This window comes from Anaerostipes hadrus ATCC 29173 = JCM 17467 (genome assembly GCF_030296915.1).
In the GTDB taxonomy this organism is placed as follows: domain Bacteria; phylum Bacillota; class Clostridia; order Lachnospirales; family Lachnospiraceae; genus Anaerostipes; species Anaerostipes hadrus.
Genome location: NZ_AP028031.1, coordinates 460,556 through 484,568, shown reverse-complemented (window position 1 = coordinate 484,568; position 24,013 = coordinate 460,556). Strand labels below are relative to the sequence as shown.

Sequence of the window (24,013 nt, the reverse complement as noted above, 5' to 3'; positions counted from 1 at the left end):
GTTTTATTTTTACCATATTGTATTCTTATGTTCAACCAAAAGATGTTTTACTATTTCTCTTTAAAAATGACAATATCTTTCCGATACATCATATTCATTTCGTCCATCTTGTTGCATCACTGCAACATATGGTCAGTAATTGATAATGATTCTCAATTGCTTTCTTGCTTCATTCCTAGGTGTTGATGTAAAGCAGCTTTCAGCCTTATTATTCCTTATTATTCCATTTATATCCATTCCACAGATTCTATTCTATTAGTAGCTACATTTTCATCATCATTTATTATATAATTTTGTTATGAATAATATAGAAAGGACTCTATCATATGAACTCTGAAAATTATGGTACTCATATCAAACATATCCGTCAAAAAATGGGTTTAACACAAAATCAAGTTGCTGAGGCTCTTGGTGTAACGCCTGGTTATATCAGCAATGTAGAAAATAACCGTACTGCTATGTCTCTGCGTATTTTAACATATTATGCGAAGCTTTGTGGCTGCTCTCTGGATTCTCTCGTTGGTACTCTGGATCCGGAATATTCAGAAACTGCGCTTGATCGTAAACTTTATAATGCGATCATGCAACTTGATGTGGATACGAAAGAAAAACTGCTGAAAACGATTGAATTGTGGAATTTGTAGAGTAGACTTGCCTGTATGGGGGAGAAATAAAAGAAAGATAGCATGTGAGCAACAATGGAATTCGTGTTGCTCACATGCTATCTTTCATTTTTTCTCTAAATACTCGATGACCTTCAACTTATACAATTTAAATTTTCAAAATCAGTGTCGCCATACTCTCTGGCATTCTCTTCTCCCCAACGCTGCTTGTCATAAACAGTTGGATCTGCCCGGTGATTTCTGTTTCTGACAACTGCTCAAACTCAAAATCTTCAAATGGAATCTGTATTTTCTTATCTTGGATCGGAAGATCTGTTAAAACGTCTTTGCTGCTTCTACATTTGACTGTCTGAATATGTCCAGACAGCATCGCTCCACCTTTTGTCATTGCTTTCATTTCTCTGACGGCTAGTTCTAAATAGTTTTTATCCCCCTTTAAATGCAGATATGCTGGTTTTTCAAATCCTTGGTCTGCCATAGAGAGACTTTGCCAGTCTTTTCCTTGTCGATAAATGGAAAATGCGACTTGATATATGCCTTTTTTTAGACTGCTGCATAATTGTTCGTAAGTCATCTTAGTAATTTCTTTACTTTCATTTTTCCCGATACTTTCATACTTTAGATGCATTTTCTCTTTCTGGCATAATTTCTGAATCGTATCGATATCTGCTGTATCAAACATTCCATTAACTGCCTGTCTTTGTTGTTGTTCGTTAATTCCAATAGATGCAAAGTAATGGTAAAGATCTGCTTCGATCATTTTATAATATTCTAAGAATTCTTTTCCTTTTCTGGTAAATTCCTTATCTTCCAGGAATCCTTCTTCTCGGTATCTTTTGAAGCATCGGGAGATTGTTGATCTGTTTACCTGCATCTTTCTTCCGATCTCTGCTTCGTTGTATCCTTTTCCTTCCTCAATCTGTATCTCTAATGCTTTTAAGCATTGTAACTGAAACATATTCGGTTTATAATTTTCCATTGTTTTATCACACATTGTCAAACTCCTAAATTAATGATACGGTTAAAATACGAACCGATTCTTCTATAATCTCTTCTTCATGATGATCACACACTACTATTTCTACAATTCCTTCAGATAATTTGTCGTTTCTTCGAATCGTACAGTCCAATGCCTCTGTCAAAATTCCAAATTTTCCATTTTCTTTTTTTGCATACATCCATTGATTTCCATAACAGTAGCGAATTTCTTTTTTCAGCAGATCTGAATCTATCGGTTTTAAATACAAGTAACTTTCTTTGCTGATCGCTACTTCCACTCGTTTCTCAAACTGCTGATATTCTTTCGAAAGAATTCTTGGATGTGATGTTCCTTTTTCAAAAAATGCGATCGGCATGATCCTCTTTCCTTCTGGAAACATCAGATTTAAATCATTTCCTCTAGTCATATATGAATATGTATGACGGTTTTCCATAAACATACGGATTCCGGTTAAAATGCGTTCATCCAGAACATGTTCGATCGCACATGCATTTTCTTTTGCAATACTTCCATCAACACCAGAAACCAAACGCAGAAACTCTGTAAGGCATCGTTTTCTTTCCAGACATTGCTGCCCTTTGGATAATCCCATCGGCGTTAAGAACATTCTTCTTCCTTCGTCCTTTAACAGATATCCTTCTTCTAACAATCCATCTGTAACTCTGGTAACTCTTGATAACGGCACTTCAAGTTCCCTGGATAAGTCGGATTTTACAATCTGGTTCTCTTTTCGTTTCATTTCATACATTAGACTTAGATAATCTTCTTTTTCCTGTTTTGATATCTCTTTTGACATATACTGTTCCTCTTCTCATCATTCTATATAAAAATGATAAAAGGAATGTTGCACGAATGCAACATTCCTTTTTGTTAACGATAAATATTCTCAAATTGTATTTTTAAGCTTCTGCTTTAGCGATTTTTACTAATCGACTTGTTCCAAGGCGGTCTGCCCCAAGTTCGATAAATTTCTTAGCATCATCAAAGGAACTGATTCCTCCTGCTGCCTTGATCTTTACATTTTCTCCAACATATTTCTTAAATAAAGCAATATCGTCAAATGTTGCTCCTGATGTTGAGAATCCTGTAGATGTTTTGATGAAATCTGCTCCTGCTTCTGTTACAATCTCACACATCTTAATCTTTTCTTCTTCTGTTAACAGACATGTTTCGATGATAACTTTTAATATTTTATCTCCACATGCGCTCTTTAATAACGCAATTTCGCCTTTGATCTTATCGAAATGTTTATCTTTGACATCTCCTAAGTTGATGACCATATCAATTTCATCTGCACCATTTAATATAGCATCTTTTGTTTCATATTCTTTGACTGCTGTTGTACTATATCCATTTGGGAATCCGATCACTGTACAGATTGCCATTTTCCCATCAACATAATCTTTTGCTCTTTTTACATAAGATGCTGGAATACATACAGATGCTGTCTGGTATTTGATCGCATCATCGCATATTTCTTTAATTTCTTCCCAAGTTGCTGTCTGGGCTAATAGTGTGTGATCAACAGTTTTAAAGATATCTTCTCTTGTCATAATGATTTCCCTTCTTTTGAAGTTCGCTTGTTACTTTTGTTAATTGTGGTATAGAGGATTGTGCTCCTAATGTCTGCACGGAAATCGCAGACGCCATAGAGCTTATTTTTAATACATCATAAAAATCCAATTGCTGCTTGATCGCATATGCAAATGCACCATGAAAAATGTCCCCTGCACCATTTGTATCGACTGCTTTTACTTTAAATGCTGGCATCAATGTGATCTTTCCATCTCTACGATATAATAATCCTTTTTCTCCCAGTGTGACCACTGCATGCTTATGATTGATCTGTTCTACTTCTTCAAAGATTTCACATGCTTTCTTTGGATCATTAAGATTGATCGTCTTTCCTGTATATTGTCTTGCAAAATCTTCAGAACATACCAGATAATCTACTTCTTTTGCTACCTGCATTGTACTTTCTCTGCATGTCCCTGCATCTACGATTGAAATGGCACTCTTATAATGATGAATTGCCTCCACACTGATCTCTGGTTCGTGTCCATCACTTAAGATAACAGAGACTTCTTCATCCGGATATTTATATTTAATGTCTTTTTTCTCACCTGGGAAATTAAATAACGTTCTTGATCCATTTTCCTGATTTGAAAAAATATAACTATGCGGTGTTTCAATCTCATCATCCTTGATCAGATAATTGGTTCCGATCCCAGCCTGTGCAGCAATTTCTAACAATCGTTTCCCGTAAGTATCGTTTCCGATCCTGCTGATCAATTCTACTTTTTCTCCCCACATTGCACACAGATATGCAGCATTAAATGCAGGTCCGCCTCCACATTCTTCTTTTTGTGTCACGCGGTATTTTTGATTCTCACAGATCGCGCCGTCAAGCGGAATCGTGATATCATACGCTGACTGTCCGATACAAAAAATACTTCCCATCTGTTTCTCCTTTATTCTTCTACAAGATCACATAATTCTTTGATCAATGCTGGGTAATCAATCTTCGAAAAATCTGTTACATCAACTTCGATCAGATGTCCCAGTTCAAATGTTCCGTATCCACGGTTCTTGCAACGATCCATAAAAATATCATAGGTTACAAGACAATCTGCCTTGCTTCTGTCTTCTAGTACATCACCTTTATGATAACGTGATACCAGATGACTTAAATGTCTCTTTGGATCCAAATCTCTCTTTTGTGAACGCTTAAATAAAACTTCTAGATCTCCGATCAAGCGGAATGTTACAACTTGATATTCATATTTCTCTGCAAGATTTTTAATCTTGTCTTTCTGTTTTACACTGAATGGGTAATCTGAAATAATGGAATCCCCATTCTTAAGATCTTCTTCCATAACTTCATAGTACTGTTCCCAGCTCTGATTTTCAATGGCTACTTTTTCTTCCATATTATCAAATCCATACTGGTCAAATAATTTTTCTTTCATATCATCCTGAGATACGATCAAAAAGTCTGGAAGTTTTTCTAATATTTTATTACAAAGATAACTTTTTCCTGTTGCCGGGTATCCTGCAAGCAATACGATCGTTTTTTTCATGCTTATTTCCTCCGCTCAAATGATAGATATTTTTCTAAAAAGTTAAATGCGGCAGGGATTCATTCCTCCCTGCCGCACCTGATGAATTATATAATATAAGAGGGTTATTTAAACTTTTTAATCCTATAATTTAAATAATGAAGCCTTATCTATAACAATTTCTTTGATTCTTTCATTTGCTGGTCCTAACAGATTTCTTAAAGATGTCAGTGGTGTTACATCATCAGCTGTGAATGTTTTGCTGACAACTTCAATATAGTTTTTATTTAATTCTGTTCCCACATTGATCTTTTTCATTCCTTCACGTACACAACGTTTCATATCTTCATCAGATACTCCTGTTCCTCCATGAAGAACTAATCCAACAGGTCCTAATTTAGCTTTTAATTCTGTTAATAATTCATAATTGATCTTAGCTTTAGATTTGAACTGACCATGTGTTGTACCAATAGATACTGCTAATGCATCTACATGTGTTTCATTAACATAATGAAGTGCATCTTCTGGTTTTGTATACATCGCAGCGTCTTTTTCTACTACAACACCTTCTTCAGCTCCACCGATAGATCCGATTTCACCTTCTACAGATACTCCATGTGCATGAGCATATGCTACAACTTCTTGTGTATTTTTGATATTTTCTTCAATTGGTAATGCAGATCCATCATACATTACAGAAGAATATCCAAGATCGATTGCTTTTTTCAGTGCTTCAATGCTTTTACAATGATCCATATGAAGAGCTACATTTACAGAAGATTTTTCTGCTAAAGCTTTTACAGCTGCGATCAATGGTTCAAAACCAATATATTCAGCTGTTCCAAGAGAAGTCTGGATAATGATTGGAACGTTCAGTTCTTCTGCTGCTTGAATCATTGCTGGAAGCATTTCAAAACAATGTAAGTTGAATGCTCCTACTGCTCCTTTACCTTCATTTTCTTTAAATAATTCAATCAAATTTTTATACATTTCTTTACTCCTTTAATTTTGCCTTATACGTTGCGAATGAATTATATGTTTGCAGGGAGGAATTTCCTCCCCGTAAATGTTATGCATTTCCTCGGATCATATCCTTTGACATCTGCATCAGGTTCTGAACCTTATCCATATATTCCTTTACTTTTTCATCATCTTTCGCTTCTGCAGCTTCTTGACGTTTTTTATTGTAAAGTTTCATTAGATCTGTGCTCGCTTTTCCGTGCTGCTTGCAAAGTTCCAAGCTTTCTTCATAATATTGGATTGCCAGATCTGTTTCTTCTGCTTGTGTATACAGGGATCCGATTTCGTTTAATAATGAAACTCTCTCATCCCCTGTTTTACTTTCTAATTCTGTTACTTTTTCTGAAGCTTTCGCGATCAATTCCTCTTTATTTACAACAGGAACTGCCTGCTCTTGCTTCTTTTCTTTCTTCTTTTTACCAAAGAAAAACATTGATCATCCCTCCTGTATAACTTTCTATAATGATCTTTTGCTTTCTAATCTTAGAAGATTCCTGCGATAGATTTAATGATCATGAAGAAGAATCCTGTTACTACAGTATCTACGTCTGTACATGTCATGTTCTGGAATCCAATCTGTCCAAGCATTGGGGAAAGTAAAGCTGGTAAGATCATGATGAAGATACCATGTGCAATACATCCAATAATCGTTCCGCGACGTCCACCAACCTGGTTAGCAAAGATACCAGCTGTACCACCTGCGAAGAAGTTACTCATAACTCCAGGTAAGATCATTGGTAATCCAAGCATTGGTGTTAAGAACATACCGATGATAGATCCGATTGTTGTAAAGATGAATCCTAAGATTACTGCGTTTGGTGCATATGGGAATAATACTGGGCAGTCTAAGGCTGGTTTTGAATTTGGAACCAGTTTCATAGAGATTCCCTGGAAAGCTGGTACTAATTCAGCTAACAGTAAACGAACACCTGCCATTAATACGTATAAACCTGTCACAAACTGTAATGCCTGTAAGAACATGAATACGATGTAGTTTGTAGCTCCTGCGTATTCAGCACATGCTTTAGGTCCTGCAAAGATTGCTACAATCAAGTAAAATGGCACCATAACTACCATTACTGATAAATATGTATCCTGTAAGAATTCAAGACTCTTAGGTAATGCAACATCTTCTGTTGATTTAGATTTATCACCTGTTAATTTAGCAATTAATGCTGTGAACATATATCCAAATGTACAGAAATGTCCTAATGCGATATCATCACTACCGGTGATCTGCCGCATAACTGGCTGTGCGAATGCTGGCATTAATGTTGCGAATGCACCACCAACGATTGATCCTACGATGATCAATGGAAGTCCTCTTAATCCACAGAAGTAAGCAAATACTACGCAAAGTGTAGATTCCCATAATAAAGCCTGTCCTGTTAAGAAGATGTACTTAAATGGTGTAATACGAGCTAAAATAATATTAACAATAAAGATACCTGCTAATGTGATAGCGATCTCTGATCCAAGTCCAAGGTCTGTCATTGCCTGACCGTTAATACCTTCGATAGATGCTACAAGACCCTTAAGTCCAAAGGCCTTATTAAACAGATCACCAAAAATAGCTAATGATCCCTGGATAACGCTTGAACCTGCGGATAATACTAAGAATCCTAAGATAGTTTTCATTGTTCCTGATACAACAGTACCAATTGGTTTTTTCTGTAACACTAAACCAAGCAGTGCGATCAGTCCTACGACAACAGATGCCTGTGTCAGGATGTTCTTAATGATAAAATTTAAAACCTGCATTTTTTCTCCTCACTCTCTATTTTGCTAGTTTTATAAAACTCCAAGATCTTTTAAAACCGGTGTCAGTTTTTCTTTGATCTCATTTTTATCGACCAATCGATCGAGAAAAATTGTTGGACAGTCCAGTGTATAACGCTCAAACTGTTTCTCAAAGTTCTTTCCTGAAAGAATGATGTCAGCCTTTGCTCCCCCTACACTAGAGATGTCTGTATGGTCAAGTTTTGCCTCCACACCCAGTTCCTTTAATACGGCGTCTACACTCATCTGACATGCAAAACTGCTTCCCAGTCCTGCTCCGCATACTGTTAAAATCTGTAACATAGTTTCGTCTCCTTTCTTTTTTAAAACTATTTCTCTTTGATCACTTCAAGTAACTCTTCATAAGTCGTTGCTTTAGCTATATCATCAATGAGTCCGCGCTCTACAAACTCAACGATCATCTTAAGAATATCCATGTGGCTTTCACTGTCTACTGCTGAAAAACAGATCATAACTTTTACTTCACTGTCATCTCCATCAAATTTTACTGGCTGATCCAGTGTGATCAGACTACAACCGATCCCAATAGCTCCCTGTTCTGGTCTTGTGTGCGGCATTGCGATTCCATCTGCAATGACAATGTAAGGCCCTAATTCTTTGACAGAAGCAATGATACCATCAACATAAGATTGTTTTGCACATCCTTGTTCTACAAGCATCCCTGCCCCAATTCTAACCGCTTCTTCCCAATCAGAAGCTTTTACCTTCAATTTAACGTTGTCTTTATTTAATACTAGTGATTCCATGATATTTCCTTCCTATTCATTTCTTTCCAAATGACGAATAAAATCATCATAATCTTTATCTTTGATCAATTTTGTAACCCCTTGATCACCAATCAGATATTGATATAATCGTTTAAATACAACTTCCCACATATTGTATTGTGACTTTGGTACATTGAGTAAAAGTACAACCTGCACTTTTTCATTTTCCCAGAGGATTGGTTTCTTTAAGATCATAACGGATACGACTGCCTCTTCAGAGTCATTTGACATTGCATGCGGTATTGCTACCATATTGCCCAGTTCTGTCGTCGACATTTCTTCTCTTTTAAATACGGATTTACTTCCTTCTTTACTGATCAATCCTCGTATCTGCATCTCTCTTGTCATATGTTCAAGAATTTCTTCTTTATTCTTAAATTCCACATCATAGAAAAATAATTCTTTTCGAAAAATCTTTCGATAATCAATTTCATCTTTTTGATCTTCTTTTAAAATATTTCCTATGAACTGAATATCTGTTTCATCCAAAAATAGATTTATTTTCTTTATTTTGTCAGATTTAAGTTCTGAAAGTTCTGCCGTTGTCAATACAAGATCCACCTGATCGATCAACTCTTGACTTACTTCCTGTTGCGAACATGTTTTGAGCACTTCAATCTTATGTCCAAAATTCTGTTCAATCTTTTCTTTAATCAGCATCGCTGTTGCAACTCCTGCATAGCACACGATAATTGCTTTCTTTCTTGGTTTTTTCTCATTAAGCCCTTTTCTTTCCAATGCTGCTCCAAAATGCATCGCCAAGAAACCGATTTCATTTTCTTGTGTCCTAAACTGGAAATTCTCTTCAATGATCTCTCCTGCGATCACTGCAAGTTCAAATGCCAGTGGATACATATTCTTGATCGAATCTAAAAATTCATTTCGAATATTCATATCGAACCGCATTCTCTGAAGTGCCGCACTCAAGTGCATTGCCAATCCATTAATCAGCTGTTTATCATCGGAAAGATCAATGTTTGTCTCTTCCTTGATCTTTATCAGAATTTTTTCAATTTCGTTTTTATATTCATAATCTTCTTTTGGATCATCAATCAAAAATCTCTGACTTGAGATCAAGTGCTGTGTCAAATAATAAACTTCATTTCCAAGATCTACTTCAAAGTCTTGCTGAATGCGTTTGATGATCTCCTGAGCACATTCAAATTCAACTTTCTTTTCAAATGTTTTGATATCATTTTCTTCGTATGTCACACTCTTTTGCCTTGCAAAGCGTTTTAACATGATCAAACTATGAATCAAAACGTTTTTAAATGCCAGATCTGTAAGTCTTAAATTATAAACCGAAATTACATCAAGCAAAATTTCTCTTAATTTTTCAATTTCCTGTTCTTTAAAAATACTTTGATAAAATTGATTTTCTTCTATTCCAAAATACCCTTTGCTGTTAAAGATATATTCTGAAATACAATATCGTATCTTCGCCTCATCTCCTACGATCTTCACACCATCTTTCTTTGTGATACTGATTTTAAGATCGTAAGGTTTTAAGACTTTATCGATATTGCGAAAGTCTTTCTTTAAAGTAGAAGTACTAATGAAAAGTTCTTCTTCCAGATCAAAAAACTCTATTTTTTCTTTTCTTCCATTGAGTATCGACAGCAATAACTTTGAAATAATATACTTTACTCTGTCTTCTGGCTCTGATGGAATAATATTTTTAAAATCTTTTTCTCTTTTTTGCTCTTCCATCTCATTCTGAAATGCTAAAAATTTTTCCTGATCTTCAATCTTTAAATAATATCCTTGTCCAATCTCTGATACAACGCTTGCACCATGATCTTCCAATGCTCTATTTAAATCTTTCATATCATTTCGAATGGTTCTTGAAGACACTCCGATTGCAACTGCAAGATTATCTCCTGTCATACATTCTTTATTTTTCAACAATAATTTCAGAATCTGGATACATCGTTTGTTTGATATTTCCATTACTTTTCTCCTTCTGTACTAAATTATATGCAATATGCACATAAGAATATAGTTCGTCTTTTTCCACTTAAGGCGGAAAAAAAGACGAAATTTCCGCCTTTTATCTTTAGCTAAAATTTCGTCTTTCACATTATAAGCAAAACGAAGGGAGGAACGTTTGTTCCCCCCCCCTAAATTTTTTAATTCTGTTGTTTATCAGTCATCTGATCCTTTGAGTAAGTACTCTCCCGGGTACAATAGTCCAAACTTCTCTGTGGCTGTCTTTTCAATAAATTCTTTTGTCTTGATATATTCTTTTTTCTTCTTTAATTCTTTTTTCTTCTCTTCTTGTTTCTTGATCTGGGATTCCACCTGCTGCTGCTCTTTGGCGATCTTCTTTGATTTCTGTCGTAGATTGATATAGGAAAATGCTAAAATGACTACAAATATCAGAACAATGATCATGATGATCTTTGTCCTCTGATCCAGCTTATTTTGTTTCTTTCGTATTGTCACTTTTACCACCTCTTTTTATTTGTTTCTTTAGTGCCATTGTAACTTGTTTTTTTTCTTTTTTCAATTGCCATTTCAGGTTTCTCTTGATATGAATTCCTGGTCTTAAACATACTTTTTCAAATTGCCTTATGATCTTCTTTAGCTTCTCTGTAATATGTATGACAGCCCTCAAAAGGAACTTGCTGCATAATTGATAATATAGAATCATTCCGATCACAATTCCGAGGAAAAAGAATCCTCTTAACTCGCCATCGTTATATGTACAAAGAAATATAAATGCCATCACTGCTGTAAATATTCCAAATCCTATATCTTCTATAAACAAAAACACGCTTTTATGATAGAATACTCTTCGAATTCCACGAATAATATCATATATTGCATGCAAACATACACCAAATAAAATTGACACAAGAAAAAATAACAACGGATCGGTTACAGTCTCTTTCATTATTTCAGTAACCTTCCTAATAATCCTTCTTTCTTTCCTGGCTCTTCTATATTAGAGTATAAAAAACTGTCAATCTTTCCCGTAATCTCTACTTCACCCTTCTCAACCAGTAATTTCTTTACATGGAGATTCTTTCCCTTGATCATTAACAGTCCCTGATCTGTGTCAAGAATGATCTCATTAAGATCAAAGGAAACAACATCTTTTACCCCTGTGATCACGCCAAGAGATCGGTTTGATAAGCTGATCTTATGTGCTCTTAAAGGTTGTCTCTCTTCTATCATACTAAACTTCCTCCCAAAATGTTTTATACATCTTATGAACAAAGCTTATAAAACATACCTATAAAAACTTGTACAGATCTGCTGCTTCATCTTTCTTCACTGTCTCTGCTATAGAAACTACTTCTACTGCTGTCTCTCTATTTCCAAACTGGATATCTATTCTGTCTCCTGGTTTCACATTCGTTCCAGCTTTCGCTGCTTTGCCGTTCACTAGAACTCTTCCTGCACTACAGGCTTCATTCGCAACAGTTCTTCTCTTGATCAGTCTGGATACTTTTAAAAACTTGTCTAAACGCATGATTATGTCTCCTTCTTTCTTCTATGTTATATTGCTGAAATAGATATAGAAAAACTGCCGGATCCATAGAAACCGGCAGTTAATGTAATATCAAATGAACATTCTATTCGTTTACAATATCTTTTAAAGCTTTTCCTGCTTTGAATTTAGGTGCTTTAGAAGCTGCAATGTGCATAACTTCTCCGCTGCGAGGGTTTCTTCCTTCTCTTGCAGCTCTTTCAGATACTTCAAAAGTTCCGAATCCTACTAACTGGATCTTCTCACCTTTCTTTAATTCTTCTGCAACTACATCTGTAAAAGCTTTTAATGCCTTTTCTGCATCTTTTTTAGACAATTCTGTTTTCTTTGCAATTGCTGCAACTAATTCTGTCTTGTTCATTAAATTTTCCTCCTAATCTCAACTCAAACATAATTGTATATGTCTTTGAATTTGCATAAGATAATTCTATAGGCTTTCCTCATCTAAGTCAAGTAAAAACTTCAAATAAACCACGTTTTTATGCTGTTTTCAGGCTTTTTCTTTCGCTTTTTTATGGAACTGTGTTATAATGTGTGAAAACGACAAAAATCAACGATTAAGTGTCTGACAAATCTAAAAATTAAGAAAGAGGATAAATATGATTCAATTAGGAAAATTTCAAGATTTATATATTGTGAAGAAAAAGGAGTTTGGTGTTTATGTCAATGACCAAAAGGATGTAACAGATGGAAGTATCCTTCTTCCTGCCAAACAAGTTCCAGATGGTGCAAGGATCGGTGATCAGATTTCATGTTTTGTTTATAAGGACTCTGAGGATCGCCCAATTGCTACCGTTCATATTCCAAAGATCACATTAGGTGCGATCCGCCCTCTACGTGTCAAAGAAGTTAGCAAAATTGGTGCTTTCCTTGACTGGGGACTAGAAAAAGATCTGTTTCTTCCATTTAAAGAACAGTTAGGACATATCCGTCCAAATAAAGAATATCTGGTTTCTCTTTATATTGATAAGAGTGATCGTCTTTGTGCAACAATGAAGATTGGTAAATTATTATCGACAGATCATCATTTTAAAGTCAACGATTGGGTGCATGCCACTGTTTATAATATCAACCCTGATCATGGTGCTTTTGTTGCTGTAGAAGATCAGTTCCTTGGACGTATCCCAAAACGCGAGATTCACAATAAAATCGTAATTGGTGAACAGCTTAACCTTCGTGTTACAAAAGTGAATGAAGATGGTAAATTATCCCTAAGCCCTCATGAGAAAGCTTACCTTCAGATTGATCGTGATGCGAAATTAATCATGGATACCATTGAAAGCTATGATGGCCGTCTTCCATTTAATGATAAGGCGAGACCTGCTACGATCGAACGTGAGCTTGGACTTAGCAAGGCTGCTTTTAAACGTGCAGTTGGACGCCTGTTAAAGGACGGACTGATCACGATCACAGACAATGGAATCTTAAAAAAATAGCGAGGTAACTCCATGAAATATATCAAATCCGCTGGCTGCTTCAGCCTGTTTTATGTGATCTTGTATTTTATACTTTCCACTGGAATGGGGATTTTTATTACCAACACATATCTTTTTACTACTTTATTTTATGGTATTTTACTCATTGCCGCTTTTCTTTATCTTAAGATCTGTGGAGATGATACAAAGAAGACATTACGAATGTATAAGATCCATATTGGTTCATTTTTTCTCGTGATCCTTCTTGCCTTTACGATCCGTCCAGTTGCAGGGTTTATTACTATGATCGCCAATTTGTTTTTTCAAGATGTTACAACCAACACTATGACACAGAAAGTGATGCAGAGTCTTGGATTATCAGTTTTTACAACCGCTTTTCTTCCAGGTCTTGTGGAAGAGATACTGTTCCGTGGAGTACTTTATTCCAGACTGCGAAAAGCCAATCCCATCAAAGGAATCTTATTATCTGCTTTGCTTTTTGGTATAGCTCATATGAACTTTCAGCAGTTTTCCTATGCATTCTTTTTGGGTATCGTATTTGGATGCTTATTAGAAGCAACGGATTCCATTTTTGCAACCATAACTGCTCACATGATTTTTAATGGATCTTCCATCCTTTTAACTTATGCAATATCAAAAGTTTCACTTTTTGGTGTAAACAATCTTGATACTGCAAATACAGTAACGGTATCTTCGATCATTGCATCCATTCCTGTTGCATTGATCGGACTTATCCTTAGTATCTTTCTGCTCGTTGCGATTGCTTATCTGAATGGACGGCTCGGCTATATAAAAACATGGTTTCAGAAAGATATCCGACAGACCTGGCCAAAGAAACGTGTTACAAACATCTCTTTCTGGGCTGCATTTATTGTTTGTTTTCTCTTTTCGATCATGATGGAGATTACATCATCTTTTCTTTAAACCAAAAGAACTTCAGAATATGCTATTTCTTTCATATTCTGAAGTTCTTTTATTCTTTGTAATTCTTGTCTACCAGATAATAATTCAGATCACAATACCCCATTCCTGTATTAGCCCCATTTATAACAGCTCTGCTTGTATACTGCCACATATCATAAGAAAATGGGATTGCTGGTGCGGATGCTTTCGTATAATGTGCCACCCAGATCTTATATTCTCTGATCTTACTATATTCAAAATAATTTCGAAGTGCTGAAGCTCCTGAATAAACCATAGGCTCAAATCCTGCTTTCTTTATCTCATCACAAAATGTTGTCGTGACTGCTGTCACATTACGTCTTCCTGTCTGAAATACCGCTTCTTCTTCGATATCAAATGCCACTGGGAGATCTAAATCTGTCGGATCGATTCCCTGCTCTTTGAGGAGTTTTAAGCAGTGTCTGGCTTCTTTTTTTGCATCACTGGTTGTCTTCGCATAAGAATAATAATAAACGCCTCTGTGAATTGATGCATATCCTGCATTGCGGAAATTGGTATCAAATTTACTGTCTTTCCTTCCTGCTCTCTTCTCATTCATCCCTGAACCGATCTTGATCATCGCATGATTGATATTATGGTCTTTGACCTTCTTCCAATTGACTGTCCCGTTATAGGATGATATGTCGATCACCTTGATCCGGCCTTTTTCTACTTGTGTCTTGATCGGCAGACCGATATTCTGTACGATCCATATAAAGATCACTGCAAAAAAGATTAAAACTCCACAGATCATCTTTAATTCTTTTTTATTCTTCTTTGTTAGTTTCATTTTTTTCATCTTGATCTAACACTTTCTATCATCCTTGTCATTCTTCCACTGCATGTACATATGTCCTATTATCATCTCTTTCATAACTGCATGTCACAAATGTATAAATACGATCGATCTTCTTATCATCCAGCTTGATCGATGGTTCACTCATTCTCCGAATCTTTGTGATATATTCTTTCTTCTGCGTTTCATTTGCAAATGTGATTGGCATCTGATCCTGTGCTTTCACCGCATAAGCACTGATCACTTTCAAATGCATTGTCTTCTTTGGAGTATATAAAATAATCACATGATGTTTCTTTAGAAAGGATTCTTCTCTGAATTTTAGCAGCTTGGCAAACATCGTTCCATTTTTCATATGGTGTCCATAAATGATATTATTATCTGAGATAAACGACTTATCACATCCGTGATCTAAAAAGATCGTCCCTGAACTGCTTTTTTTCTTATTGTAATCCATATGAAGATATTCTTCGTTATCTTTACCTTGAACGATCGGATAATCAATTCCTGTCCCCTTTGCGTAAACCCAGCCAACAATGTCTGGATTCTTTGCCCGAAGTTTATCAAAATCAATCGTTCTATCTCCATTTGTCTTCTTTACATTGTCTTTTTTTATCTTTTCATAAGTATCTTTCGCTTCTTTATAAGATTTATAATATCCATACAGCTTATAGGCGCTAATGCAAAATACTGCAATACAGAGCAAGAGAAAGATATGATATAGTATCTTTTTCATAACCACGATTCTCCCTTTTCTTTTACTATAACAGAAAAAGTATCTGATTTCATTGATTGAAACCAAATACTTTCTTAATTTTTTATGATTGATTTAATTTTAAAGCTCTACTTCATCTCTTACTCGAAATACGCATCTTCTCTCGATGACTCCGATCTCTTCGAGTGTTGTCATCATGCGGTATACTGTTGCCATTCCAATGGAAGAATCTCGTTTGACTGCTTCGTAATAGATCTCTTTGCAGCATTCCCATTCTCCATTCAAGATAACATCTAGTAGAATCTTTCTCTGTTGTGTGATTCTCTTACCACTTTGTTGTAAAGCCTTCTCTACTTGTTCTTGGCACATGCTGTTCTCCACCTTGCCTTGCTGTTGTATGCATGACTGCGGGATAAAGTCTATGGCATGACACTTTATCTCGCATTCATACTACATAAATGATTATACTATATAAAGGTCGTTTTGATGAGTTAGTCTCATCTAATTACATATATAAGGTTAGCATTACCTAACCATTTTGTCAATAGTTTTTCTTAATTTTTTTATTTTTTCACGGTATTTTTTCTCATGTGCTTCCATTGAAAATACACACTGTTTATGATACAATGATAACCAAAATAAACATATCTTGTAGACTAGATATACAATTATTAGTAAGGAGGAATCTTTTTGAAAATACAAGAATCCGCTGAAAATTATTTGGAAGCTATTTTAATTTTGAAACAAAACAAAGGGTCTGTAAGATCCATTGATATTGCTCATTATTTGAATTTCTCTAAACCAAGTGTCAGTATTGCTATGAAAAATCTTCGTAATTCTGATATGATCACCGTTGATTCTGATGGTTTCATCTCTTTAACTGAAGCTGGTCATAAGATTGCTGATACGATTTTTGAGCGCCATACTGTTTTATCTAACATGCTGATCAAACTTGGAGTTCCTGCAGAGATTGCAGCTGAAGATGCCTGCCGTATGGAACATGTGATCAGCCCTGAAAGCTTTCATGCGATCAAAGCACATCTGAATTCTGAAGAACATATTAAAGCTCTCAGCAATCAAAACAAATAATTTGAAACAAAAGCACTTTTTTCTGTATATTACAGATCTTAAAAGTGCTTTTTTGTTTTCTACTGGTTTCGATAACTTCTTCTACAACACCGTTCTTTATGAAAGTGATATGACTTCATATCCTGCATCTTCTACTGCTTTTCTAAGCTCAATATTACTTAATTCACGATCATATGAAATAATTGCTTCTTTATCTTTTAAAGATACTTTTGCTGAAGCTCCTGCAACTTTATTGATCGCATTTGTCACATTGTTGACACAGTGTTCACAAGTCATACCTTTGATCTTCATTGTTTTCGTTCCCATCACGGGACCATCTAAATGTTTTTCTTTTACTTTCTTTACAGTACCCGATCCGCCGCCACAGCAAGGACTTTCCCCATGCATATGTTTCTTTGTCTGTTTGATCGCAAAAACTGCGATAACAATAAGGATGAGTACAATAATAATATCTGCCATTTTATGATACCTCTTTTTACTTTACATTATTTATTTAGTAATTTACGGATCAGTTTATAAAGCTGGTATCCGATCACCCCGATAAGATATAATCCAATAAAGATTGCAAATGCATAAAACATAGAACCTGTTGAATTTCCCATTGCTGATTACCTTCCTTTTTTCTTGACTGATGAATCCTTCACCTGAAAACTGCTGCATCCTGAGCAGCCTGCACAGTTGCCTCCACATCCGCCTTGTTTCTTCTTCTGCACCTGTTTATAAATAACAAATGCGCAATATGCAATAATCAATAACAATATGATAATACTTACTGGATTCATAATCGTCCCTCCTTTATATCATATCTTTTTTATATGAAATTTGATAAGCAAGAAGCCGGATGTTTACACATCCAGCCCCTCTATTATATACCATTTCGACTACGCCTGAACAGATCTCTTTGAATATACTTTCTGATCTTTGTATGGATCTGGTCTGAATAGCAGGAATAACATTACAAGCAATAACACGATACCTACTGCTGTTCCTACTGTAAATGCTCCACCTGTTGCAAATGTACCGATCTGATATACGATCAGCGTTACAACATAAGAAAAAATATTCTGGAAAAGAATCGCAAACCAGAACCATTTTCTAGACTGCATTTCTTTTGCCATTGTAGAGATTGCTGCTAAACATGGAGAGTCTAACAGGTTAAACAGTAAGAATGAAAATGCTGCTACAGCACTTGGGAACCAAGTTCTTACTGCTTCTGCTACTGTGACAGCATCTTCTGATGCATCTCCAGTTACGTTTGCAAGTACACCCATTGTTGATACGATAGACTCTTTTGCTGAGAATCCTGATAAAGAAGCTGCAACAGCTTTCCAGTTGTCAAATCCAAGTGGTGCAAAGATTGGTGCGATTGCTCCACCGATAACTGCTAATAAACTGTTTCCTGGATCTTCAACAGCTCCGAATGAACCATTGACGAATCCATATCCACTTAAGAACCACATAACAACACAAGCTAAGAACAGGATTGTTCCGGCTTTGATGATGAATCCTTTTAATCTTTCCCATACATGAAGTAATACTGTCTTAGCAGATGGGATATGATACTGTGGAAGTTCCATTACGAATGGAGCTGGCTTTCCAGAGAATGGTTTTGTCTTCTTTAAGATGATTGCTGCAACTAATACGGCTACGATACCAATGAAGTACATACATGGTGCCATTAATCCACCTGCTTCATAACTTCCTGTTGCATAACTTGTCATAACACCACCCATCATAGCGATAACTGGAAGTTTCGCTCCACATGGAATGAATGTTGCTGTCATAATTGTCAGTCGTCTGTCGTTGTCTTGTTCGATCGTCTTAGATGCCATGATACCAGGAATTCCACATCCTGAAGAAATCAGTAATGGAATGAAGGATTTACCTGATAATCCGAAGTGGCGGAATACACGGTCCATTACGAACGCAATACGTACCATATATCCACAGTCTTCTAAGATAGACAGGAATAAGAATAAGATTGCCATCTGAGGAACGAATCCAAGGACAGCTCCTAAACCACCAATGATACCATTAACGATCAGATCCTGGATTGCTGCGCTTGCACCGATTCCTTTTAAGAAGCTTTGAGCGGCTGGCTGGATCATCTCAGCTACAAATGTATCATTTGTCCAGTCTGTTACTAATGTACCGATCGTTGTTACAGAAATATAGTATACAACAAACATGATCGCGATAAAGATTGGGATACCTAAGATACGGTTTGTCACAATACGGTCGATCTTATCAGAAATCGTTAATTTTCCTCCGCTCTTCTTCACTGTAGTGGAAACGATCTTCTGAATGAACTGATAACGTCCATCTGTTACGATACTTTCCATATCATCGTCTTCGGCTTTTTCAATCTTTGTTCTGTTATCTTCTATAACTTTTGCACCATTTCCTGAAAGTGCTACGCTTTCTGCTACTTTGCTGTCATTTTCCAGGAATTTTACTGCATACCATCTTCTCTTATCTTCAGAAATAGATGATGGAAGTACATTTTTAACTTCAGCGATCGCTGCTTCTACATCTTTAGAGAAAATCTCTTTTGGCAGATCTACGGTATTCTTCTTCGCAACTTTGATTGCTTCTTCCACTACTTCGTCAAGACCTTTTCCTTTTAATGCAGATGTCTCAACAATTGGACAGTTTAATAACATAGAAAGACGTTCCACATCAATTTTGATCCCACGTTTTTCTAATAAATCTGCCATATTCAACGCGATGACAACTGGTACACCAGTTTCGATCAGCTGTGTTGTCAGATATAAGTTTCTCTCGATGTTAGTTGCATCAACTAAGTCGATGATAACATCTGGATTTTCATTTAGTAAGAAGTCTCGGCTGACTACTTCTTCTAATGTATATGGTGAAAGAGAATAGATACCTGGAAGGTCAGTGATCGTGATGTCTTCCCCTTTTCTCTTTCCTTTTAATTTACCTTCTTTTTTTTCTACGGTAACACCTGGCCAGTTACCAACATACTGGTTAGCTCCTGTCAGGGCATTGAACATGGTAGTTTTACCACAGTTCGGGTTACCCGCAAGTGCGATATTAATAGCCATTTCTTTTTTACCTCCCTGGGGAATTGCTTCCCTATTAAATAATAGCTTTTCTTGATATTAGATATTACTAACTTTTATTAGATACTACTAACTCTTATGTATTAAGCTTCTTTAACTAATACACACTGAGCATCATTCTTTCTTACAGAAAGTTCGTATCCTCTGACTGTAATTTCAACAGGATCTCCAAGAGGAGCTACTTTGCGGATAAAAATTTCGCTTCCTTTTGTGATTCCCATATCCATAATACGACGTTTGTAAGCACCGTCTCCATCGATCTTTGCAACTATAACTGTGCTTCCAACTGCTGCGTCTCCTAAAGTCATGGTCATATCTCCTTTCTTCTCAATATTTCATTGTCTTCAAATCTATCAAGCATCTATCAAATAAACCGCTACGTGACAATTTATTCCTATAAACGCAATATAACAAACATATTAAACCATAATATGTCTAGCCATATCCTTATTAATTGCAACTCTGGAGTCTTTAATGTTCACAATGACATTTCCTCCGATTGCTGATAATACAGTTACTTCTGCTCCCTGTACAAAACCGAGGTTTGATAAGAATCTTCTTGTTTCTTCACTTCCACCGATTCTCTGAATTGTACATGTTTCTCCAATTCCAACCATAATTAAAGGCATGATATCTTCCCCTTTTTCTCTATTCTATCATTGTTAGTTGTAACTATCTTTTGTTAGTGTAAACTAATTTCCTTTTACAATTTGTTAGTATATTCTAACTTCAAAATACTGTCAAGGGGTTTTTTATATTTTTTCGTTATGCAATTTCACAACGTTGCTCTAAAATTTCTGTTAATGCAGCCTGACTGCTTGAGTGACTTCTTACTACTTCAATATTTTTATTCTTTGCTTCACTGACAGCACAACGTACCATTTTGTGTGAAACTGTGTTCGTAAATAATACGACTAAATCCGGGGTACCAATTTTCTTATTCAGACATGATGGCATCTGTGTAAATATCTTTGCCTTGCAGTTATGCTTCTTACAGATTGTTTCATACTGACGTACCATGCGGTCATGTCCTCCAATAATTACAATACTCATTTTGTGTTCCCTCCTTCTAGATATTGCCTTGCTGTTTTTAATACAGCCGGACATATGATCCATACGCCCGGCTGTTTATTTTCTTATTCTTTATTTATAAATTAGATTGCTGCCAGCTGTTTACCCATGGCTTTTAATTCATCCTGAGCATCTTCATCTGGAGCTTCCTGACAGATTGCGTCTTCTCCGCCAACAACAGTTGCTCCTGCTCCTTCCATCTGCTCTACCCAGTTTCTCATCCATTCTCCGTCTCCCCATCCGTAAGATCCGAATAATCCGATTGTTTTTCCTGAAGCGAATCCGCAGACTTCTTCAACAAATGGTTCCATTGTTGATTCTTCTAACTGTTCAACTCCCATAGATGGGCATCCAAGTGCAAATGCTTTTGCATCTTTTAAATCTGCTGCGCTGATATCATCTACAGAAACAACTTTTGCCTCAGCTCCGCCTTCTTTGATTCCCTCTGCAACATATTCTGCCATTTCTGCTGTATTTCCTGTTCCTGTCCAAAATGCAACGATTACTTCGCTCATGACTTATCCTCCTAATGATTGTCTTTCTTTTTTGTTTGAATGTTTTATTTTTAGTTAAGCATACCTAGGTACCTGATAATTTGTGTACATGTCGACGAGTTCTTTAAAACTCTTTCCGTATTCCACAAGTTTGACCATCTGGAAACGAACTTTATCATAAACTTCAAAGATCTTTTTCGTCTGAGAAAGGTTGTCGTAAACCTTCCAGTAGCTGCAATATAAACAATTTTGTCCATTGTTTTTGATAAATCCGATCACATCACATAATGGATATCCGAGAATTAAGCCAAGTTCATGTGGAAAATCTGCCTGCCCTGCTTTGTAAAGCCTGTAACGATTCTTAAGTGTATAAAGGATATTTTGAATCTGAAAGGATGAATAGCCGCAGTGTTTTAAAAATCTTTGGTTTTCTGGATCCATCAGATACTGGTTAACTTGCTGTTCACGATACAGCAGCCAGAGACATTTACCATTTCCTGAATAGATCAGTCCACACTTGATATCACTTCCCGCAAGTGACTGAATTAATTCTTTTGAGTCAATATAGTCGAGAGTTACTGCATTGGATGGCTTTAGCCCTGCAAGCACAGGTGCACAATGCATCGCCATCTGCATCTGCATACATTTTTTCCATTTTACATGACTTAATTCTACTTGATATCTCATTGATTCCTCCTTAGGTTAGTCTTAACTAACTATTTGCATCATACACCTATACAATAGATTTGTCTATAGTAAAAAATGAGAAGATTTATCACTATATTTTCTGCTTTTATAGTCATTAATCTTCCCATTTTTATATCTTTTATTCTATTTTCATATCCATTAATACAATCGGTCCAAACACTTTCCTATCGTATCAACTGATTTACACGTTCCGATGCTTCTTTGATCGCTCTGCCTTGTTCTTCTGTAATATTTTGTGGTTTGATCCGTTTCATCGAATGTTTCAGATCACTAATTGCTGATTTCAACTCTGATCTTTGTTCTCTGGATAATTCTTTTTTATGCTGGGCTAAATATGCCTCACCCTTATAAAGCATATTTTCTCCCTCATTATAACTTCCGATCGCATCACGTTTTTCCTGATCTTCGGATTCATATGCCTTAGCATCTTCCATTGCTCGTTCTATGTCTTTATCTGACATGTTAGAACTTGCTGTGATCGTAATGGACTGTTCTTTTCCTGTCGCAAGATCTTTGGCAGATACATTCAGAATTCCATTGACATCGATATCAAATGTTACTTCGATCTGTGGAACCCCACGCATGGCTCTCTTGATTCCTTTTAATTTAAAAGTTCCAAGGACCTGGTTATCCCTTGCCATCGCACGCTCTCCCTGCAAAACTTTGATTTCTACAGTTGTCTGGAAATTTGCTGCTGTCGTAAAAATCTGACTGTATCTTGTTGGGATTGTAGAATTTCGGTCGATCAATCTAGTTGCAACGCCTCCAGCTGTCTCAATGGATAAGGACAACGGTGTAACATCCATTAATAAAATCTCATTTAACCCTGCTTCTCCTGCAATCTTTCCACCCTGAATTGCTGCACCCAGAGCTACACATTCATCTGGATTCATATTCTTGCTTGGTTCTTTACCTGTTAACTGTCTTACTTTCTCTGAAACTGCTGGCATTCTGGTAGAACCGCCGACTAACAGTACCATATGAAGTTCGCTGGTACTGATTCCTGCATCAGATAACGCCTGATGAACTGGTCCTGCTGTCTGATCGATCAAATCTGAAGTCAGTTCTTCAAATTTGGATCTGGTTAATGTGATATCCATATGTTTAGGGCCATCTTTCCCTACTGCAATAAATGGCAGATTAATCTGTACAGTCATAGAAGAAGATAATTCTTTCTTTGCTTTTTCTGCCTCTTCTTTGATCCTCTGAACAGCTGTCTGATCCTTAGACAGATCGATCCCTTCTGCTTTTTTAAATTCCCCGATCAGATAATTCATGATCCTTTGATCAAAATCATCTCCTCCAAGATGATTATTTCCAGCCGTTGCCAGTACTTCAACAACTCCATCACCAATCTCGATCACCGAAACGTCAAAAGTTCCTCCACCAAGATCATATACCATGATCTTCTGGGATACGGATTTGTCTAGTCCATACGCCAATGCAGCAGATGTCGGTTCGTTAATGATACGTTCCACACTTAATCCCGCAATCTTTCCAGCATTCTTTGTAGCCTGTCTCTGAGCATCGCTAAAATAAGCTGGTACTGTAATCACGGCTCTCGTTACTTCTTCCCCGAGATAGCTTTCTGCATCCTTTTTTAATTTGGCCAGGATCATCGCTGAAATTTCTTCTGGTGTATATTTCTTCCCATCAATTTTTACTTTACGATCTGTTCCCATCTGACGTTTTACGGATGCAACTGTACGACTTACATTCGTTACCGCCTGTCGTTTTGCTGGATCTCCAACCAGTCGTTCTCCATTTTTCGCAAATGCCACTATCGATGGCGTAGTTCTTCCACCTTCTGCATTTGAGATCACAACTGGTACTCCACCTTCCATCACTGCTACACAAGAATTTGTTGTTCCCAAATCTATTCCTATTACTTTGCTCATAGTCTTCCCTCCT

The 24,013-nt window shown here is 36.3% G+C and carries 32 protein-coding genes; 4 read left to right on the top strand and 28 right to left on the bottom strand.

Features of this window, described 5'->3' with window-relative positions:
• Nucleotides 1–326: 326 nt before the first annotated feature.
• The gene (locus QUE18_RS02355; protein WP_009203225.1) at nucleotides 327–644 is read left to right on the top strand and encodes a helix-turn-helix domain-containing protein; all 318 of its coding nucleotides are present in this window, start codon (nucleotides 327–329) and stop codon (nucleotides 642–644) included.
• A gap of 127 nt (nucleotides 645–771) precedes the next feature.
• Here the strand turns inward: QUE18_RS02355 and QUE18_RS02350 are convergent, their stop codons facing one another.
• The 16 genes from QUE18_RS02350 to QUE18_RS02275 all read right to left on the bottom strand — a co-directional run bounded on the left by QUE18_RS02350 (nucleotide 772) and on the right by QUE18_RS02275 (nucleotide 12,126).
• Nucleotides 772–1,617 carry an iron transport-associated domain protein gene (locus QUE18_RS02350; RefSeq protein ID WP_009203226.1) on the bottom strand — a complete coding sequence of 282 codons (846 nt, stop codon included), beginning with the start codon at nucleotides 1,615–1,617 and terminating at the stop codon, nucleotides 772–774.
• 10 nt (nucleotides 1,618–1,627) lie between these two features.
• Nucleotides 1,628–2,419, bottom strand: a complete 792-nt coding sequence (locus QUE18_RS02345) for a metal-dependent transcriptional regulator (protein ID WP_008394087.1) — start codon at nucleotides 2,417–2,419, stop codon at nucleotides 1,628–1,630.
• A 103-nt stretch (nucleotides 2,420–2,522) separates the two neighbouring features.
• Entirely contained in the window at nucleotides 2,523–3,176 is a 654-nt protein-coding gene (gene deoC / locus QUE18_RS02340) for a deoxyribose-phosphate aldolase (RefSeq protein WP_008394085.1), read from the bottom strand.
• Nucleotides 3,154–4,083: a carbohydrate kinase family protein gene (locus QUE18_RS02335; protein ID WP_008394084.1), complete on the bottom strand. Its 930-nt coding sequence runs from the start codon at nucleotides 4,081–4,083 to the stop codon at nucleotides 3,154–3,156. Before QUE18_RS02335 ends, deoC begins: the two co-directional genes overlap by 23 nt.
• Nucleotides 4,084–4,094: 11 nt before the next feature.
• Nucleotides 4,095–4,703, bottom strand: a complete 609-nt coding sequence (locus tag QUE18_RS02330; RefSeq protein WP_008394082.1) for a P-loop nucleotide/nucleoside kinase family protein — start codon at nucleotides 4,701–4,703, stop codon at nucleotides 4,095–4,097.
• 123 nt (nucleotides 4,704–4,826) lie between these two features.
• Nucleotides 4,827–5,672, bottom strand: a complete 846-nt coding sequence (locus QUE18_RS02325; RefSeq protein ID WP_009203227.1) for a class II fructose-bisphosphate aldolase — start codon at nucleotides 5,670–5,672, stop codon at nucleotides 4,827–4,829.
• Nucleotides 5,673–5,751: 79 nt separating this feature from the next.
• Entirely contained in the window at nucleotides 5,752–6,135 is a 384-nt protein-coding gene (locus tag QUE18_RS02320; RefSeq protein WP_008394080.1) for a tetratricopeptide repeat protein, read from the bottom strand.
• Nucleotides 6,136–6,185: 50 nt separating this feature from the next.
• Entirely contained in the window at nucleotides 6,186–7,463 is a 1,278-nt protein-coding gene (locus QUE18_RS02315) for a PTS ascorbate transporter subunit IIC (RefSeq protein WP_008394079.1), read from the bottom strand.
• Between the two features lie 30 nt (nucleotides 7,464–7,493).
• Nucleotides 7,494–7,784 carry a PTS sugar transporter subunit IIB gene (locus QUE18_RS02310; protein WP_008394078.1) on the bottom strand — a complete coding sequence of 97 codons (291 nt, stop codon included), beginning with the start codon at nucleotides 7,782–7,784 and terminating at the stop codon, nucleotides 7,494–7,496.
• Nucleotides 7,785–7,810: 26 nt separating this feature from the next.
• Entirely contained in the window at nucleotides 7,811–8,248 is a 438-nt protein-coding gene (locus QUE18_RS02305; RefSeq protein ID WP_008394077.1) for a PTS sugar transporter subunit IIA, read from the bottom strand.
• Between the two features lie 12 nt (nucleotides 8,249–8,260).
• Complete coding sequence (locus tag QUE18_RS02300; RefSeq protein WP_040344082.1) at nucleotides 8,261–10,219, bottom strand: BglG family transcription antiterminator; 1,959 nt, start codon at nucleotides 10,217–10,219, stop codon at nucleotides 8,261–8,263.
• Between the two features lie 195 nt (nucleotides 10,220–10,414).
• Nucleotides 10,415–10,714 (bottom strand): cell division protein FtsL, encoded by a 300-nt coding sequence (gene ftsL, locus QUE18_RS02295; protein ID WP_008394071.1) that lies wholly within the window; start codon nucleotides 10,712–10,714, stop codon nucleotides 10,415–10,417.
• A complete protein-coding gene (gene yabQ / locus QUE18_RS02290) occupies nucleotides 10,689–11,165 on the bottom strand; it encodes a spore cortex biosynthesis protein YabQ (protein ID WP_009203229.1) in 477 nt (158 codons plus the stop codon). The genes ftsL and yabQ overlap by 26 nt, the downstream gene beginning before the upstream one ends.
• Nucleotides 11,165–11,449, bottom strand: coding sequence for a sporulation protein YabP (gene yabP / locus QUE18_RS02285; RefSeq protein WP_008394069.1), 285 nt, complete (start codon nucleotides 11,447–11,449; stop codon nucleotides 11,165–11,167). The genes yabQ and yabP overlap by 1 nt, the downstream gene beginning before the upstream one ends.
• A 58-nt stretch (nucleotides 11,450–11,507) precedes the next feature.
• Nucleotides 11,508–11,747, bottom strand: coding sequence for an RNA-binding S4 domain-containing protein (locus tag QUE18_RS02280; RefSeq protein ID WP_008394068.1), 240 nt, complete (start codon nucleotides 11,745–11,747; stop codon nucleotides 11,508–11,510).
• Nucleotides 11,748–11,850: 103 nt separating this feature from the next.
• Nucleotides 11,851–12,126: an HU family DNA-binding protein gene (locus QUE18_RS02275; protein WP_008394067.1), complete on the bottom strand. Its 276-nt coding sequence runs from the start codon at nucleotides 12,124–12,126 to the stop codon at nucleotides 11,851–11,853.
• 238 nt (nucleotides 12,127–12,364) lie between these two features.
• Between QUE18_RS02275 and QUE18_RS02270 the strand changes: the two genes are divergently transcribed.
• Together QUE18_RS02270 and QUE18_RS02265 are read left to right on the top strand one after the other, a co-directional pair.
• Nucleotides 12,365–13,201: a CvfB family protein gene (locus QUE18_RS02270; RefSeq protein WP_008394066.1), complete on the top strand. Its 837-nt coding sequence runs from the start codon at nucleotides 12,365–12,367 to the stop codon at nucleotides 13,199–13,201.
• A 12-nt stretch (nucleotides 13,202–13,213) separates the two neighbouring features.
• A complete protein-coding gene (locus tag QUE18_RS02265) occupies nucleotides 13,214–14,125 on the top strand; it encodes a CPBP family intramembrane glutamic endopeptidase (protein WP_242852701.1) in 912 nt (303 codons plus the stop codon).
• A gap of 49 nt (nucleotides 14,126–14,174) precedes the next feature.
• On the opposite strand, the gene QUE18_RS02260 is transcribed toward QUE18_RS02265, so the two are convergent.
• From QUE18_RS02260 to QUE18_RS02250, 3 genes are all read right to left on the bottom strand, one after another.
• Nucleotides 14,175–14,933 carry a glycoside hydrolase family 25 protein gene (locus QUE18_RS02260; RefSeq protein WP_077327751.1) on the bottom strand — a complete coding sequence of 253 codons (759 nt, stop codon included), beginning with the start codon at nucleotides 14,931–14,933 and terminating at the stop codon, nucleotides 14,175–14,177.
• 37 nt (nucleotides 14,934–14,970) lie between these two features.
• On the bottom strand, nucleotides 14,971–15,675 hold the full coding sequence (gene srtB / locus QUE18_RS02255; protein WP_009203232.1) for a class B sortase: 705 nt from the start codon (nucleotides 15,673–15,675) through the stop codon (nucleotides 14,971–14,973).
• A 99-nt stretch (nucleotides 15,676–15,774) separates the two neighbouring features.
• Nucleotides 15,775–16,023 carry a transcriptional repressor gene (locus tag QUE18_RS02250; RefSeq protein WP_008394061.1) on the bottom strand — a complete coding sequence of 83 codons (249 nt, stop codon included), beginning with the start codon at nucleotides 16,021–16,023 and terminating at the stop codon, nucleotides 15,775–15,777.
• Nucleotides 16,024–16,344: 321 nt separating this feature from the next.
• Between QUE18_RS02250 and QUE18_RS02245 the strand changes: the two genes are divergently transcribed.
• A complete protein-coding gene (locus tag QUE18_RS02245) occupies nucleotides 16,345–16,743 on the top strand; it encodes a metal-dependent transcriptional regulator (RefSeq protein WP_008394060.1) in 399 nt (132 codons plus the stop codon).
• A gap of 96 nt (nucleotides 16,744–16,839) precedes the next feature.
• On the opposite strand, the gene QUE18_RS02240 is transcribed toward QUE18_RS02245, so the two are convergent.
• The 9 genes from QUE18_RS02240 to dnaK form a co-directional block, all read right to left on the bottom strand.
• Nucleotides 16,840–17,202: a heavy-metal-associated domain-containing protein gene (locus tag QUE18_RS02240; RefSeq protein WP_008394059.1), complete on the bottom strand. Its 363-nt coding sequence runs from the start codon at nucleotides 17,200–17,202 to the stop codon at nucleotides 16,840–16,842.
• 149 nt (nucleotides 17,203–17,351) lie between these two features.
• Nucleotides 17,352–17,525 carry a FeoB-associated Cys-rich membrane protein gene (locus tag QUE18_RS02235; protein ID WP_008394058.1) on the bottom strand — a complete coding sequence of 58 codons (174 nt, stop codon included), beginning with the start codon at nucleotides 17,523–17,525 and terminating at the stop codon, nucleotides 17,352–17,354.
• A gap of 99 nt (nucleotides 17,526–17,624) precedes the next feature.
• On the bottom strand, nucleotides 17,625–19,811 hold the full coding sequence (gene feoB, locus QUE18_RS02230; protein WP_008394057.1) for a ferrous iron transport protein B: 2,187 nt from the start codon (nucleotides 19,809–19,811) through the stop codon (nucleotides 17,625–17,627).
• Nucleotides 19,812–19,912: 101 nt separating this feature from the next.
• A complete protein-coding gene (locus tag QUE18_RS02225; RefSeq protein WP_008394055.1) occupies nucleotides 19,913–20,137 on the bottom strand; it encodes a FeoA family protein in 225 nt (74 codons plus the stop codon).
• A gap of 111 nt (nucleotides 20,138–20,248) precedes the next feature.
• Nucleotides 20,249–20,458: a FeoA family protein gene (locus QUE18_RS02220; protein ID WP_009203234.1), complete on the bottom strand. Its 210-nt coding sequence runs from the start codon at nucleotides 20,456–20,458 to the stop codon at nucleotides 20,249–20,251.
• A 136-nt stretch (nucleotides 20,459–20,594) separates the two neighbouring features.
• A complete protein-coding gene (locus QUE18_RS02215) occupies nucleotides 20,595–20,882 on the bottom strand; it encodes a DUF2325 domain-containing protein (RefSeq protein ID WP_040344086.1) in 288 nt (95 codons plus the stop codon).
• A 101-nt stretch (nucleotides 20,883–20,983) separates the two neighbouring features.
• Nucleotides 20,984–21,415 (bottom strand): flavodoxin, encoded by a 432-nt coding sequence (locus tag QUE18_RS02210; RefSeq protein ID WP_008394052.1) that lies wholly within the window; start codon nucleotides 21,413–21,415, stop codon nucleotides 20,984–20,986.
• Nucleotides 21,416–21,469: 54 nt separating this feature from the next.
• The gene (locus tag QUE18_RS02205; RefSeq protein ID WP_008394051.1) at nucleotides 21,470–22,081 is read right to left on the bottom strand and encodes a DUF3793 family protein; all 612 of its coding nucleotides are present in this window, start codon (nucleotides 22,079–22,081) and stop codon (nucleotides 21,470–21,472) included.
• Nucleotides 22,082–22,266: 185 nt separating this feature from the next.
• Entirely contained in the window at nucleotides 22,267–24,000 is a 1,734-nt protein-coding gene (gene dnaK, locus QUE18_RS02200; RefSeq protein ID WP_008394050.1) for a molecular chaperone DnaK, read from the bottom strand.
• Between the last annotated feature and the right edge of the window lie 13 nt (nucleotides 24,001–24,013).

Bases quoted from the DNA above. Each gene is read 5' to 3' on its own strand.
- srtB (WP_009203232.1), bottom strand. From the start codon at position 15,675: ATGAAAAAGATACTATATCATATCTTTCTCTTGCTCTGTATTGCAGTA.
- dnaK (WP_008394050.1), bottom strand. From the start codon at position 24,000: ATGAGCAAAGTAATAGGAATAGATTTGGGAACAACAAATTCTTGTGTA.
- QUE18_RS02240 (WP_008394059.1), bottom strand. From the start codon at position 17,202: ATGGCAGATATTATTATTGTACTCATCCTTATTGTTATCGCAGTTTTT.
- feoB (WP_008394057.1), bottom strand. From the start codon at position 19,811: ATGGCTATTAATATCGCACTTGCGGGTAACCCGAACTGTGGTAAAACT.
- QUE18_RS02320 (WP_008394080.1), bottom strand. From the start codon at position 6,135: ATGTTTTTCTTTGGTAAAAAGAAGAAAGAAAAGAAGCAAGAGCAGGCA.
- QUE18_RS02250 (WP_008394061.1), bottom strand. From the start codon at position 16,023: ATGTGCCAAGAACAAGTAGAGAAGGCTTTACAACAAAGTGGTAAGAGA.
- QUE18_RS02260 (WP_077327751.1), bottom strand. From the start codon at position 14,933: ATGAAACTAACAAAGAAGAATAAAAAAGAATTAAAGATGATCTGTGGA.
- QUE18_RS02355 (WP_009203225.1), top strand. From the start codon at position 327: ATGAACTCTGAAAATTATGGTACTCATATCAAACATATCCGTCAAAAA.
- deoC (WP_008394085.1), bottom strand. From the start codon at position 3,176: ATGACAAGAGAAGATATCTTTAAAACTGTTGATCACACACTATTAGCC.
- QUE18_RS02325 (WP_009203227.1), bottom strand. From the start codon at position 5,672: ATGTATAAAAATTTGATTGAATTATTTAAAGAAAATGAAGGTAAAGGA.
- yabP (WP_008394069.1), bottom strand. From the start codon at position 11,449: ATGATAGAAGAGAGACAACCTTTAAGAGCACATAAGATCAGCTTATCA.
- QUE18_RS02270 (WP_008394066.1), top strand. From the start codon at position 12,365: ATGATTCAATTAGGAAAATTTCAAGATTTATATATTGTGAAGAAAAAG.
- QUE18_RS02335 (WP_008394084.1), bottom strand. From the start codon at position 4,083: ATGGGAAGTATTTTTTGTATCGGACAGTCAGCGTATGATATCACGATT.
- QUE18_RS02350 (WP_009203226.1), bottom strand. From the start codon at position 1,617: ATGTGTGATAAAACAATGGAAAATTATAAACCGAATATGTTTCAGTTA.
- QUE18_RS02345 (WP_008394087.1), bottom strand. From the start codon at position 2,419: ATGTCAAAAGAGATATCAAAACAGGAAAAAGAAGATTATCTAAGTCTA.
- QUE18_RS02280 (WP_008394068.1), bottom strand. From the start codon at position 11,747: ATGCGTTTAGACAAGTTTTTAAAAGTATCCAGACTGATCAAGAGAAGA.
- QUE18_RS02300 (WP_040344082.1), bottom strand. From the start codon at position 10,219: ATGGAAATATCAAACAAACGATGTATCCAGATTCTGAAATTATTGTTG.
- QUE18_RS02210 (WP_008394052.1), bottom strand. From the start codon at position 21,415: ATGAGCGAAGTAATCGTTGCATTTTGGACAGGAACAGGAAATACAGCA.
- QUE18_RS02220 (WP_009203234.1), bottom strand. From the start codon at position 20,458: ATGCCTTTAATTATGGTTGGAATTGGAGAAACATGTACAATTCAGAGA.
- QUE18_RS02265 (WP_242852701.1), top strand. From the start codon at position 13,214: ATGAAATATATCAAATCCGCTGGCTGCTTCAGCCTGTTTTATGTGATC.
- QUE18_RS02275 (WP_008394067.1), bottom strand. From the start codon at position 12,126: ATGAACAAGACAGAATTAGTTGCAGCAATTGCAAAGAAAACAGAATTG.
- QUE18_RS02205 (WP_008394051.1), bottom strand. From the start codon at position 22,081: ATGAGATATCAAGTAGAATTAAGTCATGTAAAATGGAAAAAATGTATG.
- QUE18_RS02315 (WP_008394079.1), bottom strand. From the start codon at position 7,463: ATGCAGGTTTTAAATTTTATCATTAAGAACATCCTGACACAGGCATCT.
- QUE18_RS02235 (WP_008394058.1), bottom strand. From the start codon at position 17,525: ATGAATCCAGTAAGTATTATCATATTGTTATTGATTATTGCATATTGC.
- QUE18_RS02305 (WP_008394077.1), bottom strand. From the start codon at position 8,248: ATGGAATCACTAGTATTAAATAAAGACAACGTTAAATTGAAGGTAAAA.
- QUE18_RS02215 (WP_040344086.1), bottom strand. From the start codon at position 20,882: ATGAGTATTGTAATTATTGGAGGACATGACCGCATGGTACGTCAGTAT.
- yabQ (WP_009203229.1), bottom strand. From the start codon at position 11,165: ATGAAAGAGACTGTAACCGATCCGTTGTTATTTTTTCTTGTGTCAATT.
- QUE18_RS02225 (WP_008394055.1), bottom strand. From the start codon at position 20,137: ATGACTTTAGGAGACGCAGCAGTTGGAAGCACAGTTATAGTTGCAAAG.
- QUE18_RS02330 (WP_008394082.1), bottom strand. From the start codon at position 4,703: ATGAAAAAAACGATCGTATTGCTTGCAGGATACCCGGCAACAGGAAAA.
- QUE18_RS02310 (WP_008394078.1), bottom strand. From the start codon at position 7,784: ATGTTACAGATTTTAACAGTATGCGGAGCAGGACTGGGAAGCAGTTTT.